11 protein-coding genes and 1 pseudogene are annotated in these 20,764 nt (G+C 72.8%); 4 read left to right on the top strand and 8 right to left on the bottom strand.

The features are described from left to right. Positions 1-45: 45 nt before the first annotated feature. Positions 46-516, bottom strand: a pseudogene (locus ABZY12_RS13330) (NUDIX domain-containing protein); the annotation flags it as partial. Between the two features lie 10 nt (positions 517-526). Continuing rightward, a complete protein-coding gene (locus ABZY12_RS13325; RefSeq protein WP_356889521.1) occupies positions 527-730 on the bottom strand; it encodes a type II toxin-antitoxin system VapB family antitoxin in 204 nt (67 codons plus the stop codon). A gap of 64 nt (positions 731-794) precedes the next feature. On the opposite strand from ABZY12_RS13325, the gene ABZY12_RS13320 reads away from it, so the two are divergent. Next, entirely contained in the window at positions 795-1,514 is a 720-nt protein-coding gene (locus ABZY12_RS13320; RefSeq protein WP_356889519.1) for a Sir2 family NAD-dependent protein deacetylase, read from the top strand. On the opposite strand, the gene ABZY12_RS13315 is transcribed toward ABZY12_RS13320, so the two are convergent. Continuing rightward, on the bottom strand, positions 1,495-2,031 hold the full coding sequence (locus ABZY12_RS13315; protein ID WP_356889517.1) for a methylated-DNA--[protein]-cysteine S-methyltransferase: 537 nt from the start codon (positions 2,029-2,031) through the stop codon (positions 1,495-1,497). The genes ABZY12_RS13320 and ABZY12_RS13315 overlap by 20 nt on opposite strands. Positions 2,032-2,046: 15 nt before the next feature. Next, positions 2,047-3,522: an AlkA N-terminal domain-containing protein gene (locus ABZY12_RS13310; RefSeq protein ID WP_356889515.1), complete on the bottom strand. Its 1,476-nt coding sequence runs from the start codon at positions 3,520-3,522 to the stop codon at positions 2,047-2,049. A gap of 202 nt (positions 3,523-3,724) precedes the next feature. On the opposite strand from ABZY12_RS13310, the gene ABZY12_RS13305 reads away from it, so the two are divergent. Further along, on the top strand, positions 3,725-6,481 hold the full coding sequence (locus tag ABZY12_RS13305; protein ID WP_356889513.1) for a SpoIIE family protein phosphatase: 2,757 nt from the start codon (positions 3,725-3,727) through the stop codon (positions 6,479-6,481). Positions 6,482-6,535: 54 nt separating this feature from the next. Here the strand turns inward: ABZY12_RS13305 and ABZY12_RS13300 are convergent, their stop codons facing one another. The 4 genes from ABZY12_RS13300 to ABZY12_RS13285 all read right to left on the bottom strand — a co-directional run bounded on the left by ABZY12_RS13300 (position 6,536) and on the right by ABZY12_RS13285 (position 11,893). Continuing rightward, a complete protein-coding gene (locus tag ABZY12_RS13300) occupies positions 6,536-8,605 on the bottom strand; it encodes a SpoIIE family protein phosphatase (protein WP_356889511.1) in 2,070 nt (689 codons plus the stop codon). Between the two features lie 159 nt (positions 8,606-8,764). Next, complete coding sequence (locus ABZY12_RS13295; RefSeq protein WP_356889509.1) at positions 8,765-9,283, bottom strand: O-acetyl-ADP-ribose deacetylase; 519 nt, start codon at positions 9,281-9,283, stop codon at positions 8,765-8,767. A gap of 223 nt (positions 9,284-9,506) precedes the next feature. After that, entirely contained in the window at positions 9,507-10,928 is a 1,422-nt protein-coding gene (locus tag ABZY12_RS13290) for an NAD(P)/FAD-dependent oxidoreductase (protein WP_356889507.1), read from the bottom strand. Positions 10,929-11,269: 341 nt separating this feature from the next. Continuing rightward, on the bottom strand, positions 11,270-11,893 hold the full coding sequence (locus ABZY12_RS13285) for a class I SAM-dependent methyltransferase (RefSeq protein ID WP_356889505.1): 624 nt from the start codon (positions 11,891-11,893) through the stop codon (positions 11,270-11,272). 593 nt (positions 11,894-12,486) lie between these two features. Here ABZY12_RS13285 and ABZY12_RS13280 point away from each other — a divergent pair. Next, the gene (locus ABZY12_RS13280; RefSeq protein WP_356889629.1) at positions 12,487-14,397 is read left to right on the top strand and encodes an ATP-binding cassette domain-containing protein; all 1,911 of its coding nucleotides are present in this window, start codon (positions 12,487-12,489) and stop codon (positions 14,395-14,397) included. Positions 14,398-14,559: 162 nt separating this feature from the next. Further along, positions 14,560-20,736 carry a DNRLRE domain-containing protein gene (locus ABZY12_RS13275; protein ID WP_356889503.1) on the top strand — a complete coding sequence of 2,059 codons (6,177 nt, stop codon included), beginning with the start codon at positions 14,560-14,562 and terminating at the stop codon, positions 20,734-20,736. Positions 20,737-20,764: the final 28 nt, after the last annotated feature.

Raw genomic sequence — 20,764 nt, 5'->3', positions numbered from 1 at the left:
CCACGGATACGGGACGTCGGCCGCGGTGGACGTCGGAAGGGCAGGTCAGGTCCGCGGGTCGGGCACGGCCCGCGGACGGTCCGGCGACGCGGTGAACGGTGCGAGCAGCCGGGCCAGGTCCGGCGGCCAGAGCGCCTCGTCGGCGGCGGCCAGCTCCTCGGGGCTCCACCAGCGCCCGTGCTGGATCCGGTCCTCCGCGTGCGCGGCGGCGAGATCGCCGGCGGGCTCGCGGCGCGGCCCGTACGCCACGTAGATGTGCTCGTGCTGCCGGACGGGCACCCCGGCGCGGGTGAAGTCGTGCTCCCAGGTGCAGAGCAGTTCGCCCGGCACGATCCCCTCCCACCCGGTCTCCTCGCGCAGCTCGCGCACGGCGCCCTCCCGAGGGCCCTCTCCCGGTTCGAGCCCGCCTCCCGGCAGGGCCCAGTGGACGCCGACCTCCTCGTTGTCGTAACGGAAGAGGTAGACGGAGCCGTCGGGGGCGATGACGGCGATCCGGGCCGCCCGGCGTGGAGTCCGTCGCATCGGCTCAGCCCTGCGTGGTCTCGGGGGGCGTGAGATCGCCCCTGCGGCGGGTGTCGTCGCGCGAGTCCACGCGGGCCTCGGTACGGTGGCCGCGGGCGATGTAGTCGCGGACGACGGCCTCGACCGCGTCCTGCGGGTCGCCCACGCCCGCCAAGACCATGACTTCGACGACGAGTTCGGCGTCGAGCGCGATGTTCACCTTTGCCATGTCGGGAACCTAGCACCCGCAATTCCGTTCGCGGGAGGCCCGGTCGGCGTCCTACGCTCGCGGTATGACCATGGTCGCCATCCTCAGCGGAGCCGGCATCTCCACGGACTCCGGCATTCCCGACTACCGCGGCCCCAACGGCCTGTGGACACGGGACCCGGAGGCCGAGAAGCTCGTCACGTACGCGCACTACATGGCCGATCCGGACATCCGGCGCCGGTCGTGGCGGATGCGGCTCGACGGGCCGGTGCTGCGCGCCGAGCCGAACGCGGCGCACCGGGCCGTCGCCGCGTTCGAGCGGAGCGGGAACCCGGTCCGGGTCATCACGCAGAACGTCGACGGGCTGCACCAGATCGCCGGGGTGCCGGAGCGCAAGGTCCTCGAACTCCACGGCACCGCCCGGTCGGTGGTGTGCACCGGGTGCCACGCCCGTTCCTCCATGGACGAGGCCCTGGAGCGGGTGAGGGCCGGCGAGGACGATCCCAAGTGCCTGGCGTGCGGCGGGATCCTCAAGTCGGCCACCGTGATGTTCGGGCAGCGGCTCGACCCGGTCGTCCTCCATGAGGCGATGTCGATCGCGAAGGCCACCGAGGTGTTCGTCGCGGTCGGCACCAGCCTCCAGGTCCAGCCGGCGGCCTCCCTGGCGGGGATCGCCGCCGAGCACGGGGCCCGGCTGATCATCGTGAACGCCGAGCCCACCCCGTACGACGAGATCGCCGACGAGATCGTGCGCGAACCGATCGGGACCTCGCTGCCCGCGCTCCTCACCCGCCTGCGGAGCTAGGGGATACGGACGCGACCTGGAAGAGCGCGTCCGGCTCGGCGACGCCGGACTCGAAGGCGAGCAGCCGCTGCTTGCGGCCCAGCCCGCCGCCGTACCCGGTCAGGGAACCGCTCGCGCCGATCACCCGGTGGCAGGGCACGACGATGGAGACCGGGTTCTTGCCGTTGGCCAGGCCCACCGCGCGCGAGGCGCCCGGGTTGCCGAGGGCCTCGGCCAGCTCTCCGTACGTGCGGGTCTCGCCGTACGGGATGCGGCACAGCTGCTGCCACACCCGCAGCTGGAACGGGGTGCCGATCAGCTTCAACGGCAGGTCGAACTCGGTCAGTTCGCCGGCGAAGTACGCGTCGAGCTGGCGGATCACCTCGCCGAAGGGACGGGGGTCGGGAGCACCGAAGGTCTCCTCCGGCGGGCGGTGGCGCTGGTCGGTCATGTGGATACGGCTGAGGACACCGTCGACGGCGACCAGGGTCAGCGCGTCGTACGGACTGTCCACGACCATGTGCTGGACGGTCGGCATGGCTCGATGGCTTCCTTACGCGGGGAGGTGGTTGATCGGGTGGGTGTCGGTGGCCCAGAGGTACTGCACGGCGTACGCGCGCCAGGGCCGCCAGTGCGCGGCGCGGGCGGTCAGCGCGGCCGGGGTGGTCGGCAGACCGAGCCCCTGGGCGGCGCGGCGGACCCCGAGGTCGCCGGGGAGGAAGGCGTCGGGGTCGCCGAGCGCGCGCATCGCGATGACCTCGGTGGTCCAGGGGCCGAAGCCGGGCAGGGCCAGGAGCCGGGCGCGGGCCTCCTCCCAGTCGCTGGCCGGGCCGAGGTGGAGGGAGCCGTCGGCGAGCGCCTCCACCAGGGTGAGCAGGGTGGTACGGCGGCTGCGGGGCAGCGCGAGCGCCTCGGGGTCGAGACCCGCCAGCGCCTCGGGGGTGGGGAAGAGGTGGGTGAGCCCGCCTTCGGGGTCCTCGACGGGGGTTCCGTGCGCGGTGACCAGGCGGGCCGCGTGGGTGCGGGCGGCGGCGGTGGAGACCTGCTGGCCGAGCACGGCCCGTACCGCGAACTCGGCGGCGTCGACGGTCCGCGGCACCCGCCGCCCGGGCGCCCCGTCGACCAGCGGCGCGAGCAGCGGGTCGGACCGCAGCTGCTCGTCGACCGCGACCGGGTCCGCGTCGAGGTCGAGCATCCAGCGGCAGCGGCTGATGGCGAGGGTGAGATCGCGCGGGTCGGTGAGGGAGAGCCGGCAGGCGATGTGGTCGGGGCGCGGGGCGAGGGAGACGATGCCGTGGCCGTGCGGAAGGCTCAGCGTCCTGCGGTAGGCGCCGTCCCGCCACTCCTCGACACCGGGCACCGCGGTCGCGGCGAGGTGGCCGAAGAGGTTGGAGGGGTTGAGGGGGGCGCGGAACGGCAGCCGCAGCGCGATCACACCGGGGGTCGTCCGGTCCGGGCCCGAGGTGCGCGCCGCCCGGGCGCGCAGCTCCCCCGGGGCGAGGGCGAAGACCTCGCGGACGGTGTCGTTGAAGGTGCGGATCGAGGCGAACCCGGCCGCGAAGGCGATCTCGGCCATGGGCATCGGGGTGGTCTCGATGAGCAGCCGGGCGGTCTGGGCGCGCTGGGCGCGGGCCAGGGCCAGCGGTCCGGCGCCCAGTTCGGCGAGGAGCTGGCGCTCGATCTGGCGGGTGGAGTAGCCGAGCCGGGCGGCGAGTCCGGGCACGCCCTCGCGGTCCACGACGCCGTCCTGGATGAGGCGCATGGCGCGGGCGACGGCGTCGGCGCGGACGTTCCACTCCGGGGAGCCGGGACTGGTGTCGGGGCGGCAGCGCTTGCAGGCCCGGAACCCGGCGCGCTGGCAGGAGGCGGCGCTGGGGTGGAAGACCATGTTCTCGACCTTGGGCGGCACGACCGGGCAGCTGGGGCGGCAGTAGATCCGGGTGGTCAGGACCGCGGTGAAGAAGACGCCGTCGAAGCGGGCGTCCTTCGACCGGACGGCCCGTACGCAGCGCTCGGTGTCGGTGTGCATGAGTACAGGATCGGGGACGTTCACACCCTCGGGCTGGCGAGAAAACGACATCGACCTCGTCTGGCCGGTGCCGCCTCGATTTCCCGGCGCGGCGGGGGCAGCATGGGAAGGAAGGGAACTCTGCGGCGCGCCGGGCGAGCCGAGGAAGTGGACGGGTGACAGCCGAGTCCGTGATGACAGCCACATCCATGAGAAGAACCCCATGACCGGACGTCTTGGACGACCCAGGGGGCTGTGGGTGCGCAGTGTCGCCGGCCAGGTCTTCGCCCTGCAGGCGGTCATCGTGGTCCTGCTGGTGACCGTGGCCGCGCTGGCCCTGATCTTCCAGACCCGCTACGACAGTGAGCGTGAGGCGCGCAATCGTTCGCTCGCCGCGGCGGAGGCGTTCGCGCATGCGCCCGGCCTCCTGGACGCCCTGCGGGCCCCGGACCCGACGGCCCTGCTCCAGCGGCGGGCGGAGGCCGCCCGGGTGGCCGCGGGTCTCGACTTCCTGGCCGTGATGACCCCCGACGGGATCCGCTACACCGACGCCCGGCCGGAGCTGATCGGGGAGCGCGCGACCGGTGACATCGCGCGCGCCCGGGCCGGCGAGTCGTTCACCGAGATCTTCACCGGAGAGCCGACGGACGCGGTCCGGGCCATCGTTCCGGTGCGGACCGAGGACGGCGACGTCGTCGGCCTGGTGGGCACCGGGATCGAGATCGAGAACGTCGGCAACGTGGTGGAGAACGAGTTGCCGCTGCTGCTCGGGACCGCCGCGGGCGCCCTGCTGCTCGCGGTGGGCGGCGCCGCGCTGGTGAGCCGGCGGCTGCGCCGCCAGACCCACGGCCTGGGGCCGGTCGAGATGACCCGGATCAACGAACACCACGAGGCGGTCCTTCACGCCGTGCGCGAGGGCGTGCTCATCATCGACGCCGACCGCCGTCTGCTGCTCGCCAACGACGAGGCCCGGCGGCTCCTCGATCTGGCGCCCGACGCCGAGCAGCGGTATGTCACCGAGCTGGGGCTCGACCCGGGCACCGCCGCGCTGTTGGCCTCGGGGCGGGCGGTGACGGACGAGGTGCATCTGGCGGGCGACCGGCTGCTCGCCGTGAACGTGCGCCCCACCGAACCGAACCGGGGCCGCCCCACGGGCACCGTGATGACGCTGCGCGACTCGACCGAGCTCGCCGCGCTGTCCGGCCGGGCCGAGGTGGCCCGGGGCCGGCTGCAGCTGCTGTACGACGCGGGAGTGCGGATCGGCAGCACGCTGGACGTGGTGCGGACCGCGGAGGAGCTGTCGCAGGTGGCGGTGCCGCGGTTCGCCGACTACGTCACCGTGGAGCTGCTTGAGCCGGTGCTGCGCGGCGAGGAACCCTTGGGGACGTACACGGAGATGCGCCGTGCGGCGCTGACCGGCATCCGGGGCGAGCCTCCGCTCCAGCCGGTGGGCGACCTGATCCGGTGCGTCGTACCGACGACGCCGATGGCGACGGCTCTCGACAGCGGGCACGCGGTACTGGTGGAGGATCTGAGCGCGGCCGAGGGCTGGCGGGCCCAGGACCCCGAGGGGGCGTCGGTCGCCCTCGCCTACGGTCTGCATTCGCTCGTCGCCGTGCCGCTGCTGGCCCGGGGGGTGGTCCTGGGGATGGCGAACTTCTGGCGGGCCGAGACCCCGGAGCCCTTCGGGGACGACGACCTGTCGTTCGCGGAGGAGCTGACCGCGCGCGCCGCGGTCTCCATCGACAACGCCCGCCGGTTCACGCGCGAGCACGCCATGGCGGTCACCCTCCAGCGCAGTCTGCTCCCCCGGGTGCTGCCGGAGGTGTCCGCCGTCGACGTCGCCTACCGTTACCTGCCCGCGAAGGCCGGGGTGGGCGGTGACTGGTTCGACGTGATTCCGCTGCCGGGCGCCCGGGTGGCGCTCGTCGTCGGCGACGTCGTCGGCCACGGACTGCACGCGGCCGCCACGATGGGCCGGCTGCGGACGGCGGTGCACAACTTCTCGACCCTGGACCTGCCCCCCGACGAACTCCTCGGCCACCTCGACGAGCTGATCGACCGGATCGACCGGCCGGAGTCCGGCGACGGCGGCGGAGCGGGCGACGACGGGGACGTCCGGGGCGGTGCCGAACGCGAGCCGATCACCGGCGCCACCTGCCTGTACGTGATCTACGACCCGGCGAACGGCCGCTGCGCCATGGCCGGCGCCGGGCACCCCGGCCCCGCGCTGGTGCACGCCGACGGGCGGGTGGAGTTCCCCGAGCTGCCCGCCGGCCTGCCGCTCGGTGTGGGCGGGATGCCGTTCGAGGCGACGGAGCTGTGGCTGCCGGAGAGCAGCCGCCTGGTGCTGTTCACGGACGGGCTGCTGGAGAACCGCGACCGGGACTTCGACACCGGCCTCGGGCTGCTGCGCGACTCCCTGGCCCGGGCCGGCCGGAGCCCGGAGCAGGCCTGCGCGGACGTCCTGACCTCATTGCTCGTGCCGGCCCCGGACGACGACATCGCCCTGCTCGTCGCCGACACGCGCCGCCTCGAGGCCGACCGGATCGCGGAGTGGGACGTGCCGGCCGATCCGGCCGCCGTCTCGCGCATCCGCAACGCCGCCTCCGAGCAGCTCGCCGCCTGGGAGCTGGGCGACATCGCCTTCACGGCCGAACTGATCCTCAGCGAGCTGATCACCAACGCCATCCGGTACGGCGCGGAGCCGATCCGGGTGCGTCTGCTGTACGACCGCCGGCTCATCTGCGAGATCGCCGACGGCAGCAGCACCTCCCCGCATCTGCGGTACGCCGCGACCACCGACGAGGGCGGGCGCGGGCTGTTCCTGGTGGCCCAGTTCGCCGAGCGGTGGGGCACCCGCTACACCGAGCGGGGCAAGGTCATCTGGGCGGAACTGACCTTGACCACGGCCCCTCCGGGGTCCGCGGCGGGGGTGGGGATGCCGGATCTCGACGCGCTGGAGAGCCTGGCCTGGTGACGCGCCCCACGACACCCGCCTGGCGGACCGTCCGCACGAACCCCGGCTCGCGGATCACCGCAGTGACGTACGGGCGAGCAGCACCGCAACGTCGTCCTGCTGCGCGCAGGGCAGCAGCTGTTCGAGGATGCCGTCGCAGAGCTGGGTGAGGGGCCGTTCGTGGTGGAACAGCGCCCGGGCGAGCCGGTCCATGCCCTCGTCGAGGTCCCGGTCCCGGGCTTCGATCAGGCCGTCGGTGTACAGGACCAGCAGGCTGCCCGGGGGCAGCCGCACCTCTTCGGTGCGGAAGTCCTGGCCTCCGGTGCCCAGCGGTGTGCCGGGCGGTCCCTCCAGGAAGGTGATCGCCCCGTCGGCGGTGGCCACGACCGGCGGCGGATGGCCGGCCCGGGCGATCACCACACCGCCGGAGGCGGGGTCGTGGACGGCGTACACGCAGGTCGCCATCTCGTCCTCGCCGAGGTCCGCGACGGCGGCGTCGAGGGAGCGGAGCAGCTCGGCGGGAGGCACGCCCTGCCGGGCGAGGGTGCGTACCACCGTGCGGAGCTGGCCCATGACGGCGGCCGCGTGGACGCCGTGCCCCATGACGTCGCCGATGACCAGGGCGGTACGGCCCTCGGGCAGGGCGATGACGTCGAACCAGTCGCCGCCGACGTCGTGGTCGCTCGCGGGCAGGTATCTGCCGGTGAGCTCCAGGCCGTCGACCTTCGGCAGCGAGCTGTTCGTCAGGCTGCGCTGCAGGGTGAGGGCGGCTTCCCGCTGGGCGGTGTACATGCGCGCGTTGTCGATGTTCAGGGCGGCGCGGGCGACCAGTTCGTCGACGAGCACGCAGTCCTGCTCGTCGAACGGCTCACGGCCGCGTACGCGGGTCACGGTGACCGCGCCGAGCACCCTGCCGCGGGCGACCAGCGGGACGAGGCGGGCGGAGCCGATGCTGGTGGCGAGGTACTCGCGCAGCGCCGCGGAGCGGGGGTCGGGGAACAGCGCGGGGATGTCGGACTGGTAGAGGTTCATCGCCCGGCCCTCGGCGACGACCCGCTCGTAGACGGTGCCGAGCGGGATCTGGAAGGTGTGCCCGGCGGCGAGCAGCGCGGTGGGAGCGGACGGGTCGGGAAAGACGGCGGCCAGCCGGCGCAGCAGACCCTGGGTGGCGGCCCCGGCCGCGGCGGCCTCGTCGGGGGCGAGGACCGCCTCCAGCATCTGTACGTCGGCCGAGTCGGCGAACCGGGGCACCAGGACCCGTACCACCTCCTCGGCGGTCTGCCGCAGGTCGAGGGTGGTGCCGATGCGGGTGCCCGCCTCCGCGAGCAGGGCGAAGCGCGAGCGGGCGCGCTCGGCCTCGACGAGGGCGCGCTGGCCCTCGGTGATGTCGATGAGGGAGGCGATCAGTCCGAGGCGCCGGCCGGAGCCGTCGAGCAGCGGGGCGTACGAACAGGACCAGGTCCGGTCGTGGTCGGGGTCGGCCGGGGTGCGGCCGGTGCGGCGGACGTCGACGACGGCCTCGCCGCGGTCCATGACCTGCCGCATCATCGCCTCGAGGGCGACGGCGTTGACCCCGGGCACCACCTCGGTCAGCCGTTTGCCGAGGTGTTCGGCGGCCGAGACGCCGTTCATCCGGGCCAGGGCGTCGTTGACGCGCAGGAACCGCAGATCGGGGCCGAGGGTGGCAAGGCCGATGGGCGACTGGGTGAAGAGGCTCTGCAGGGCGGCGAGCGAGTCCCGCATGCGCAGGACCTCGGTGGTCTCCACCGCGATGAGCATGGCTCCGGGCCGCCCCCGGGGGTCGACGTCGGGGACGATCCACATCTCCATCGTCACGTCGTGGCCGTCGCGGTGGCGTACGGGCAGCGTGCCGACGACGGTCTCACCGTTCTGGACGCGCCGCGTCAGCTGCCTGGCGAGCTCCTGGTTGGCCTCCGGGGCGAGCACGGGTGTGGCGGGGCGGCCGAGCAGCTCCTCCGGGCGGTACCCGAGGAGGTCCTGGGCGGCCAGGGACCACTCGACGACGCAGCCGTCGGCGTCCTCCCGCCACAGGGCGATCGGGAGGAGTTCGCGCAGCACACCCGCGTACCCGACGGCCGCCGGCGGCCGCTCCGGCGTCTCGCTCGTCGACTGATCAGTGTCCAACGCATCGACCTAACCCCGGGGGGTGTTTTTCCTACTCGATCACCCTATCCGAGGCGTCGTCGCGGGGCTCTGCGTATACGCCCGATCGGCTCGCCGCCCCGGGCACGGCAGCCTCGGTCGTGGCGTGGGCGGTCACTGCGGGGGGCCGCACGGCACCCGTCAACGGATGTGCCGGGCGAACGCCTCGTACGCCCGGTCGTCGAAGAGGACGAACCTGACCTCCTCGACCGACGTCTCCGTGGCCCGTACCGTCTCCACCGCGATACGGGCCGCGTCCTCCATCGGCCATCCGTAGATGCCGGCGGAGACGGCCGGGAAGGCGACCGTACGCGCGCCGAGCTCGTCCGCCACCTTCAGCGACTCGCGGTAGCACGAGGCCAGCAGGGCCGACCTGTCCTCCTCCGGGCTGAATCGCGGGCCGACGGTGTGGATCACCCAGCGGGCGTCGAGGCGGCCCGCGGTGGTGGCGACGGCCCGGCCGACGGGCAGGCCGCGGCCGTAGTGGCCGGCGCGGAGTGCGCGGCACTCCGCCAGGATGGCGGGGCCGCCGCGGCGGTGGATGGCGCCGTCGACTCCCCCGCCGCCCAGCAGGGAGGAGTTCGCCGCGTTGACGAGGGCGTCGGCGTGTTCCTCGGTGATGTCCCCGAGGGCGAGCGTGATCACGGTGGTCTTGGCCATGAGGACATGATGGTCCTCGGGCGCGGGCGTACGCCGGGGGTCCGCGGACGTACGCCTGGGTTTCCCGGGCGCACGGCGAGGGTTCGCGGACGTACGCCGGAGCTTCGCCGGCGCACGGCGAGGGTCCGCGAGCATACGCCGGAGCTTCGCCGGCGCACGGCGGTGTTTCACGGGCGCACGGCGGGCGTTCCGGGAGCGCACGCCGCGGTCCGAGACCGCGCGGTCAGTCCCCTGTCGCGCGCAGACGGCGCCAGACCGCCTTCGCGGCGTTGTGGCCCGACATGCCGTGGACGCCCGGCCCCGGCGGGGTCGCGGAGGAGCAGAGGAAGACCGCCGGGTGGGGGGTGCGGTAGGGGGAGAGGGAGAGTCGGGGCCGCAGCAGGAGCTGGAGGCCGCGGGCGGCGCCGCAGGCGATGTCCCCGCCCACGTAGTTGGCGTTGTGGGCGGCCAGCTCGGGCGGTCCCGCCGTGGCGCGGGCCAGGACACGGTCACGGAAGCCGGGGGCGAAGCGCTCGATCTGGCGCTCGACCGCCTCGGTGAGGTCGCCGCCCCAGCCGTTCGGCACATGGCCGTACGCCCAGAAGACGTGCTTGCCCTCGGGGGCGCGGGACGGGTCGACGAGGCTGGGCTGGGCGGTGATGAGGAAGGGTGTGCGGGGCGCGGTGCCGGAGGACGCCTGACGCAGCGCGGCGCCGATCTCGGCGCTGGAGGGGCCGATCTGGACGGTGCCGGCGTGGCGGGGCGCCTCGGCCGTCCAGGGGACCGGGCCGTCGAGGGCGTAGTCGATCTTGAAGACACTGGCGCCGTAGCGGTAGCGGTCGTAGAAGCCGCCGAAGCCCGCGATCCTGGCCAGGGCGGTGGGCGAGGTGTCGAAGACGTACGCGCGGGCCGGCGGCAGGTCGTCGAGCCGCTTGACCTCGAAGTCGGTGTGGACGGCGCCGCCGAGGTCCTTCAGATACGCGGCGAGGGCGTCCGAGACCGACTGGGAGCCGCCGCGGGGCAGCGGCCAGCCGCCCTCGTGTGCGGCGAGCGCGAAGACGAGGCCGATCGCCGTCGTCGCGAACCCTCCCAGGGGAGCGATGACATGGCCGACGAGGCCGGCGAACAGGGCACGCGCCTTGTCGTCCTGGAAGCGGCGCATCAGCCAGGTCGACGGCGGCAGCCCGTCGATACCGAAGCGGGCGAGCGTGACGGGGTCGCGGGGCAGGGCGGTCAGCGGCAGGGACATGAAGTCCCGTGCCAGGGTGTCCCACTTGCCGAGGTAGGGAGCGACGAGTCTGCGGTACGTGCCGGCGTCACGCGGCCCGAAGGAGGCGGCGGTCTCGGCGACGGACCGGGAGAGCACGGCGGCGGTGCCGTCGTCCCACGGGTGGGCCATGGGCAGTCGGGGGTGCAGCCACTCCAGGCCGTAGCGGTCCAGCGGCATCGTCTTGAAGACGGGCGAACCGACCCCGAGCGGGTGCACGGCGGAGCAGGGGTCGTGCCGGAAGCCGGGGAGGGTCAGCTCCTCGGTCCTGGCACCGCCGCCGATCGTGGACTTGGCCTCGAACACGGCGACGGAGAAGCCCCGTCGGGCCAGTTCCACCGCGGCGGTCAGTCCGTTGGGGCCCGCCCCCACGACGACGGCATCGAGCATCGACGGCACCTCGGACTCCTTCGTCGGCCATCGGCCGCCGTACGGCGACCGGCAGATCCCAGGATAGGCGCCGTGCGTCGCGAGGATCCTCCGAGGAGGCACCGGGGTGCGGCGGCGCGGAGATCTTCCGAAGAGGTGTCGAGGTCGTGGGGCGGCGCGGCGCCGTGACGCCGGCCCTCGTGACGCGCGCGCCCAGTGCTCGGGGAACGTCTCCTCGGTCCACGCGGCCGCGGTCGTCACGCGACCAGGTCGCCGGACCGACCCTCCGGACTCGCCCCGGCGGTACGTGTGTTCGTCGCCGCTCGGCCTCGCGACCGGTCGCACCCGGGGGCCGGAGAGGTGGCCGGTGGTCAGGCCGTGGCGACCTTCCCGACGAGGACGAACTCGTTGTACGGGAAGACCTTGCCGACCGAACGGGGGAAGGGGAAGGAGTAGGTCCGCGCCACGGTCACGCCGGCCTTCTCCGCGTGGTGCCGCAGCTCGTCGAAGCCGACGAACCGCACATGCGTGGCGTCGGTGCGGTAGCCGGCCTCCTGAGGGGTGATCAGCACGACCGAGCCGCCCGGCTTCACCAGCGGCAGGTACTGCTCCAGGATCGAGGACGCCAACTCCTCGTCCATGTGCTCCAGGACGTGCGCGCAGAGCAGGCTGTCGAACGAGCCGGGCCCGCAGTCCGGGGCCTTGGCCAGCTCCTCGGGTGTGTAGGCGGTCAGCCCGCGCTCACGACAGGTGGCGACGGAGTGGGCGTTGTGGTCGACGCCCACGCTGCCGGGCTCGCAGTTGAGAAGATTGCGGCCCAGGCCGCAGCCGACGTCCAGCACGCGGCCGAGGCCGAGCCGCTTCAGATTCCACCGGTACGGCGCCTGGGTGGGAAGGAACCGCTTGATCCCCGACTGCTCCAGGCGGGCGAGCCGCTTGGTGTAGTCCGAAGACTCCGTGCCGGGTTCGAGCGTCCTGTCCTGGGTGCCGGCCATCGGCGTCCGCCTTACCTTGCGCTGGTCCAAGGGAATCCACACCCTGAGAGTGGGAAGTGACATCACGGGCGCACGACGGCACACGGGGCCGCGTGCTCAGCCGTGTGATCTACGGCACCCAGGCTAGGACACCGGGAAGCCGAAGGTAAAGGCCGGAAGGGCGCGGGCGGCGAATTCCGGCGCGCTTCCCGAGTGCCCAGGGGCCGGTGAGCCGGCCGCCGCACATCCGTTCAGCGGGTGGCGTTCCGCCTCGCCCTCTCCTGGGCGCCATACGGCCTTGTCAGGGCGTCGGCGTTTCGGCCATGGCCGGCTCGGGCGGCGGCCCCGCACGGCAAGGATCGGTGTATCCCGCACTCTCGGTTTCTCGCTCTGTCAAGGGGCACGGGAAGCGTCCGAAAAACGTGTGTTCGAAATTATCACCGTGTCGTTGAGCTCCATGGCAACCCGGCCGATCCACACCGGAGAACACCATGCGCTCTTCAGCCGCCCGCGCGACCGCTCGCACCGGAACGGAGAACGAAGGACACGAGGCCGGTGAAGGCGGCCCCTCGGCGTCCGAACGGCTGCTGTTCGGCGGGGAGCTCGCGTACGACATGGGGTGGAGCCAGCACCACGGGGTGTGGGTGAAGCTGAGCCTTCGGTCCATGGCCCTCTCGCTCCCCCGGCAGGTGGCGATCGCGGTGCGGCTGGCCCGCGCGGCCGACCGGCGGGCTCTGTACACGGTCGCGGGCAGCGAGTTCGGGCGCGGTGTCACCCAGGCGGTGTCCCTGGTCGCGGTGAACGCGATCCTGGTAGAGCTCCTCGCCCAGGGCAGCACGGCCGAACGGCTGCGGTCCGCTCTGCCCTCCCTGGCGGTCGTCGCCGTTCTCGGGATGATCGGATCCGCGTTGAAGTCCGCGTCGTCGGCGGGCACCGGGATCCTGGAGCCGAAGGTCCAACGGGTGGCCACCGAGCGCTACTTGGCGCTGGTGGCACGGGTGGAGCTGGAGGCGATCGAGGACGACGCGTTCCACAAGCTGATGGACTCCGCCCAGTGGGGCGCGGACTCCGCGCGCCGGATGGTCGGGTACTGCACGGCCGTGGTCACCTCGGCGATCTCCCTCGTCGCCGCCGCCGGTGTGCTCACCGTCCTGCACCCCTTGCTGCTGCCGCTGCTGATCGCCATGGCGCTGCCCAGCGCGTGGAGTTCGCTGACGATGGCGCGGGCCCGGTACGTGAGCTGGCACCGGTTCGTGCAGCACGCGCGGGCGGCGCAGCTGATCAGCCGGCTGCTGATCGACCAGCAGGCGGCCGGTGAGGTCCGGGTCCACGATGTCGGCCCGTTCCTGCTGGAGCACTTCCGCGGGATGGCCGAGACGAGCGAGCGGGAGCAGACCCGGCTGGCGTGGATCGGGGCCCGTACGGGGCTGACGGCGGACGCGGCGCGCGGACTCGCGACCGTCGCCACGTACGCGGTGCTCGGCGTGCTGTTGTGGCACGGGCAGATGGCGCTCGCGGTCGGCGGCACGGCGGTCCTGGCGATCCGTACCGGCTCGGCGAGCATCACCGACCTGGTGATGAGGGTGACGGACGTCCAGGAGGAGTCGCTGTTCGTCGCCGACCTGGAGACCCTGTGCGAGGAGGCGGTCCGCCGTGAGATCCCGGCCGGCGGGGTGGACCTTCCCGAGGACGTGGAGGAGATCCGGTTCGAGAAGGTCACCTTCACCTACCCGGGGGCGGAGAGGCCGTCCCTGTGCGAGGTCGACCTCGTCATCCCCCGGGGGCGGACGGTCGCGCTGGTCGGCAGGAACGGGTCGGGCAAGACCACCGTCACCAAGCTGCTGTGCGGGCTGTACCTCCCGGACGGCGGCCGGGTGATGTGGGGTGAGGTCGACGCGGCCGAGGCCAGCCGTGCTCAGGTCTTCGACCGGATCGCGATGGTGGCGCAGAACTTCCACCGCTGGCCCTTCACCGCCCGCGTCAACATCGGCATCGGCCGGCCCGGCGGCCCGTTCGAGGACTCCGCGATCGGGGCGGCTGCCGCCTACGCGGGCGCGGACGACGTGATCGAGGGCCTCCCCCGGGGTCTGGACACGCTGCTGGCCCGTGGCTACCGGGGCGGCCAGGAGATCTCCGGGGGGCAGTGGCAGAAGATCGGCCTCGCTCGGGCGCGTTTCCGCCACGGGCAGGTGCTCATCGTGGACGAACCGACCAGCGCCCTCGACCCGGTGGCCGAGCAGCGGGTCTTCGACCAGATCCACCGCCTCGCCGGCACCGGCCAGACGACGATCCTGATCACCCACCGCCTCCACAGCGTGGCCCACGCGGATCTCATCTACGTGATGGAGGGCGGCCGGGTGGTGGAGGCCGGGACGTTCGAGGAGCTCATGGACCCCACCACCGGCTCGGGCTTCTTCCGCGAGGCGTACGAGCTGCAGGCCCGCCAGTTCGTCCACCCCGCCGTCCCGGGCCAGCCCGGGCCGGCGCCTTCCGGCACCCTCATGGACGACCAGCCGACACCGTGACATATCCACCGCCCGCGCCCCCGGCCCGACGACTCCGGTAGCTCAAGAGAACCTCTGAATCCTATGGAGGTTTCCTGCCAAGGGTGACCGGGCGGTCACGGAGCCGGAATTCTGTCTGCCGCCACCGACGTGGCATGTCACAGACAAATTTTGGGAGGGATTGTGCCCAAGAGGCCCCCGTGGTCCACTGCGCGCAGATCGACCCGTCAACGGCTGCGCCTGATCGCCGGTGCGGTAGCCGCCGTACTGGCCGCCGAGACGGCCGTGGTCGTCGCCACCACCGGCCAGGCCGTCGCACTGGGCTCGCAGCAGCCCACCGCGCGCGCCGCCGCCGTGGACGCCGCCCCCAAGGGTCCCGCCGTGGCCCAGGACGAGGCGTCCGCACGGCTGATGGCGCGGCTGCAGAAGCGCAGGATCGAGGTCCTGTCGGCGCGCACCGAGACCTCGGCAACCTATGTGCTGCCCGACGGACAGATGCAGACCGCCGTGTACGCCGCGCCGGTCCGGGTCAAGAAGGACGGCGCCTGGCAGGACATCAACACCACGCTCGCCGACGCGGGCGCCGACCTGCGACCCCGTACGACGACGGCGGACATCACCGTCTCGGACGGCGGCGACACGAAGCTCGCCTCCGTCGGACGCGGCGGGCGCGGCTTCGCCATGGGCTGGGAGAAGAACCTGCCCGCGCCGAAGCTGAAGGGGGACACCGCCGCGTACGACCTCGGCGGTGGCGAGACGCTCACCGTCACCGCGCTTCCCCAGGGCTTCTCGCAGAACGTGCACCTGGCCAAGGCGCCCACGGCTCCGGTCAGTTACCGCATACCCGTCGAGGCCAAGGGGCTGAAGCTGTCCCAGGCGCCGAGCGGGCGGCTGCTGCTCGAGGACTCCGCCGGCAAGCTGGTCGCCGAGGCGCCCGCGCCGATGATGTGGGACTCCTCCAAGGACCCGCGCTCGGGCGAGTCCAAGCACCTGGCCAGGGTCCCGGTGAAGATCGAGACGGCGAAGGACGGGAAGCAGACCCTCGTCCTGTCGCCGGACCCGAAGTACTTCACCAAGGACCTGACCTACCCGGTCACGGTCGACCCGACCTCGACCCTGACGGCCTCCACCGACACCTGGGTGGCCACCAACTACCCGGACTCGCAGGTCTCCTCGGCCGAGCTCAAGTCCGGCACGTACGACGGCGGCACCACCAAGGCCCGCGCGTACCTGAAGTTCGATGTGTCGGCCTTCAAGGGCAAGCGCATCAACGACACCAACCTGGGTCTCTACTCGTACTACTCGTCGACCTGCTCGACCACCGGCTCCGGCACCCAGGTGCGGCGCATCACCGGTGACTGGAACTCCTCCACGATCACCTGGGGCGCGCAGCCGGCGACCACCGACGCCGGTGCGGTGACCAGCACCGCCGCCAAGGGCTACAACTCCACCTGCCCGGCCGGCACGGTCGACTTCGACATCGACGCGATCGTGCAGGCGTGGGCCGACGGCCAGCCCAACCACGGCCTGCAGATCAAGGGGACCAGCGAGACCGACTCGCTGACCTGGCGGCGCTACCGCTCGGCGAACTACGTCAGCGGTGACCACGCCCAGGAGCCGCACCTGACGGTCACCTACGACTCCTACCCGGGGTCGCCGACCGCCACCGCGATCTCGCCGTCCGCCGTCAACGCGTACAACGGCATCCGGTACGTGACCTCGGTGACCCCGACGATGTCCGCCAAGGTCACCGACCCCGACGGCGCCACGGTCCGGGCCCAGTTCGAGATCACCCCCGACCCGGCGTACAACGAGACCACGTACACGTACACGGGCACCAGTGCCGCCGTGGCCTCCGGGTCGAACGCGACCCTGACCGTTCCGACGGCGAACAAGCTGCCGTCGGGGCCGAAGCTGCGCTACCGCGTACGCGGTTACGACGGGACCTTCTACGGCCCGTGGAGCGCGTACATGCCGTTCGGCGTGAACACCGCCAAGCCGGCCGCGCCCACGATCAGCTGCCAGACGTACGACAAGGACACCTGGACCGCCCGTGCGAGCGGCCCGGTGACCTGCACCCTGGACACGGCGTCCACGGACGGCCAGGGCTACTACTGGGGTCTGGACGACACCAACCTGCCGAACCGCGTGGACGACACGGTCGACGGCACCGGCGGTGACGCGCTGACCATCTCGGTCGACCCGGCCGACGGCTGGCACACCCTGCGCGCCAAGACCGTCGACTCCGGCGGCAACCTCTCCACCGACGTCACGAGCTACAGCTTCGGCGTCGGCGCCGACGGCGCGGCCGTCATCTCCCCCTCCGACGGTGACGACACGGCGCGGCGCGTCTCCCTGCAGGCCAAGGGCAAGGCCGAGTACACCGGTGTGACGTACGAGTACCGGCGCGGCGAGACCGACACCTGGAAGACCGTGCCGACCGCCCACGTGACCACCACCACGGGCGGGCCCGTCAGCTGGCCCGCCCAGGTCACCTCCGGCACCGCCCCTCCCCTGGTGTGGGACGCGGCCACCTCGCTGGCCGAGGACGGCGTGCTCGAACTGCGCGCCGTGTTCGACGCCGGTACGGCCACCAAGTACAACTCCCAGGTCGTCGAGGTCACCCTCGACCGGCAGGCGGGCAACGCGCCGAGCCTGGAGGTGGGTCCCGGCACGGTCAACGCCCAGACCGGTGACTTCACCTTCACCGACACCGACGCGGAGGTCTTCGGGCTCTCCGCGGAGCGTTCGCACTCCTCGCGCCGCCCGGTGGCGCAGGAGGTCCAGGAGGGTCAGGCCGCGATCTTCGGCCCCAACTGGTCCTCCGGCGTGGGCGCCGAGGACGCGGGCACCGACTGGACCGTGCTGCGCAAGACCTCGGCCACCTCGGTCGAGATCCTGGACTCCACCGGTGTCGCCACCGCCTTCACCGCGACCAGCGGGGGCGGCTGGAAGGCCGAGTCGGGCTCCGAGGACCTGACCCTGACGGGTTCGCCGACCAGCTCCTTCACCCTGAAGGACACCAGCGGCACCGTGAGCGTCTTCCGTAAGGTCGACGCGGCCGCCGCCACCTGGACGCTGGCCACCACGGCCCTGTCGGTCGACGACTCCACCACCACCGTGGTCTCCGAGAAGGTCACCGTGGGCGGCGCGGTGCAGTCCCGGCCGAAGTACCTGATCGGCGCCTCCCCGGCGGTCGACGCGGCCACCTGCCAGGCCACCCCGGCCACCAACGGCTGCCGCGTCCTGGAGTACGTGTACGCGTCGTCCACCACGGCGACGTCGACCGCGTTCGGCAACTACGCCGGACAGGTCGCGCAGCTCAAGCTGTGGGCCACCAGCCCCGGCGCGAGCGCGGCCACGGCCGAGACCGTCGCGCAGTACGCGTACGACGCCTCCGGGCGGCTGCGCGAGGTGTGGGACCCGCGGATCAGCCCCGCGCTGAAGACCGCGTACGCCTACGACAGCGCGGGCCGGCTCACCACGCTCACCGAGCCCGGCGAGCTGCCGTGGACGTTGACGTACGGCAAGGCGGGCACCGCGGTCACCGCGGGCGAGGGCATGCTCCTGTCCGCGTCGCGGCCGACCCTGAAGCAGGGCAGCGCTGGCGAGACCGACGGCGGAAAGGCCGTCACCACGGTCGTCTACCAGGTGCCGGTGTCGGGCTCCAACGCCCCGTACCAGATGAACGCGGCCGCGGTCGCCGTCTGGGGCCAGACCGACGCCCCGGTCGAGGCCACCGCCGTCTTCCCGGCGGACCAGGTCCCCGCCTCCAACGTCGGCACCTCGCTGACCGCGGACGCGTACAAGCGGGCGACGATCGTGTACGCCGACGCGTCGGGCCGTGAGGTCAACACGGCGCAGCCCGGCGGCCACATCGACTCCGTCGACTACAACCAGTACGGCTCCGAGGAGCGCTCCCTGACCCCGGGCAACCGGGCCCTGGCCGTCGGAGCCACCGACGCGGCCAAGGCGGAGCTGACCCGGCTCGGCATCATCGACGCGACCGTCGCCGAGCGCGCCGAGCAGCTCTCCACCCGCACCGTGTACAGCGCGGACGGCCGGCGCGAGACCGAGGAGTTCGGCCCCCTGCACCTGGTCACCCTGGAGCGCGCCCTGTCCGGGGGCACCGCCGCGGGCACACTGCCCGCGGGCACCGAGGTCCCGGCCCGTACGCATACCGTCAACACCTACGACGAGGGCCGTCCCGCCGACGCGGCGGTGCAGGACCTGGTGACCACCGCTGTCACCGGAGCCTCCGTGAAGGGGTACGCCACCGACGCCGACCGCCGTACCACGGCGACCGGCTACGACTGGGCCTCGGGCCAGCCGACGCGCAGCGTCGTCGACCCGGGCGGCCTGGCGATCACCACCACCACGGCGTACGACGCCTCGGGCCGCAAGATCCGGGAGACCTCGGGCCGTTCCAACGGCAGCGACGCGCTGACCACCGTGACCGAGTACTGGTCGGCGACCGGCACCGGTGCCTGCGCGGGCAAGCCCGCCTGGGCCGGCCTGGTGTGCCGCACCAGCCCCGCCGGGACGATCACGGGTGGCGGCTCCCACCCGGCCGAACGGGTCACCAAGACCTACGGCTACGACCGCTGGGGCGGCGTCTCCACGGCCACCGAGACCGCCAACGGCGCCACCCGCACCACCACGGTCACCACCGACGCGGCGGGCCGGCAGATCAAGTCCGCCGTCACCGGCGGCGCGGGCACCGCGGTGCCGGAGGCCACGACGGTCTACCACCAGCAGAACGGCGAGGTCGCCTCGCAGACCGCCGCCGGTGCCACCGTGGCGTACGGCTATGACGCGCTCGGCCGCCGGATCAGCACCACCGACGGCAACGGCAACACCGTCACCACGGCGTACGACGCCCTGGACCGGCCGGTCCAGGTCTCCGACTCGGCGCCGTCGACCACGACGTACGCCTACGACACGGCCGTCGAGCCGCGCGGTCTGGCCACCAAGGTGACCGACTCGGTCGCCGGGGCCTTCGCCGGCACCTACGACGCGGACGGCGAGCTCGCCACCGAGTCCCTGCCCGGCGCCGTCACGCTGACCGTGGACCGGGACCCGGCGGGCAACACCACCGCCCGGAGGTACTCGGCCGCCGACGGCACGGCCCTGCTGTCCGACACCACCGGACACACCGCGCACCAGCAGCAGGCCGGGCACAACCAGTCCGACGGCACCGCCACCGCCACCGCGTACACCTATGACGCGGCGGGACGGCTCGTGACCGCGAAGGACACCGCGGACGCCCTGTGCACCCGCAGGTCCTACGCGTTCGACGCCAACAGCAACCGCACCGGCCTGACCACGGCCGACTGCTCCGAAGGAGGAACCGGCTCCACGAGCACGACGCACACGTACGACAGCGCCGACCGGATCGTCGACAGCGGCTACGCCTACGACGCCTTCGGCCGCACCACCACGACGCCGGCCGGTGCCCAGCTGACGTACTACGCCAACGACCTCGTCCACAGCGAGACCGTCGGCGACCGCCGCCAGACCTGGAACCTCGACGCCACCGGCCGCATGGCCGCGTGGATCGTGGAGACCAAGGGGACTGACGGCACCTGGACGAAGACCGAGTCCAAGGCGCACCACTACGGCACCGGGGACAACCCCACCTGGACCGTCGAGGACGCCCAGGGCACGATCACCCGCTACGTCAACGGGCTCAGCGGCCAGCTGACCGCGACGACGGGCAAGACCGGCGGGCTCGTCCTGCAGCTGCTCAACCTGCACGGCGACGTCTCGGTGCAGCTGCCGGCGGACACCACCCAGGCGCCCGTGGTGCTGCGCACCGACGAGTACGGCAACCGGGCCGAGGGCGCGACCACGGCGCGGTACGGCTGGGTCGGCGGCCACCAGCGCTCCTCGGAGACGCTGAGCGGCTCCACGCTGATGGGCGTCCGCCTCTACTCGCCGGCCACCGGCCGCTTCCTGCAGACCGACCCGGTCCCGGGCGGTTCGCTCAGCGCCTACGCGTACCCGGGCGACCCGGTCAACTCGCAGGACCTGGACGGCCAGCGCTGGAAGAAGAAGAAGGTCTGGCACGTCAAGAAGAAGAAGGCCAAGAAGCTGGCCCGTGCCATCAAGGCGGGCGCGCGCCTCGCCTCGGCCTTCGGCCGGATCGGTCTGACGATGCCGGCCTTCTGGGCCAAGATCGCGGGCCTGGCGCTGGAGGCCATCGGTGGTGCGATGCGGTGGTTCGCCACCGAGATCCAGATCAAGAACGCGATGCCCAAGAGCAAGGGCGTCAAGATCACGGTCGGGATCTGGCAGAAGAGCGGGTTCTGGTCATGGGTGATGTACCCGAGGATCAAGGTGAACCGCTGGAAGAAGTAGCGGGCTGAGGGGAGGGGGTCGGCACGAC

Origin of the sequence: Streptomyces sp. NPDC006551 (assembly GCF_040611675.1) — a bacterium.
GTDB lineage: Bacteria > Actinomycetota > Actinomycetes > Streptomycetales > Streptomycetaceae > Streptomyces.
The sequence above is the reverse complement of the archived record's forward strand: the minus strand, read 5'-3'. Positions and strand labels throughout refer to the sequence as shown.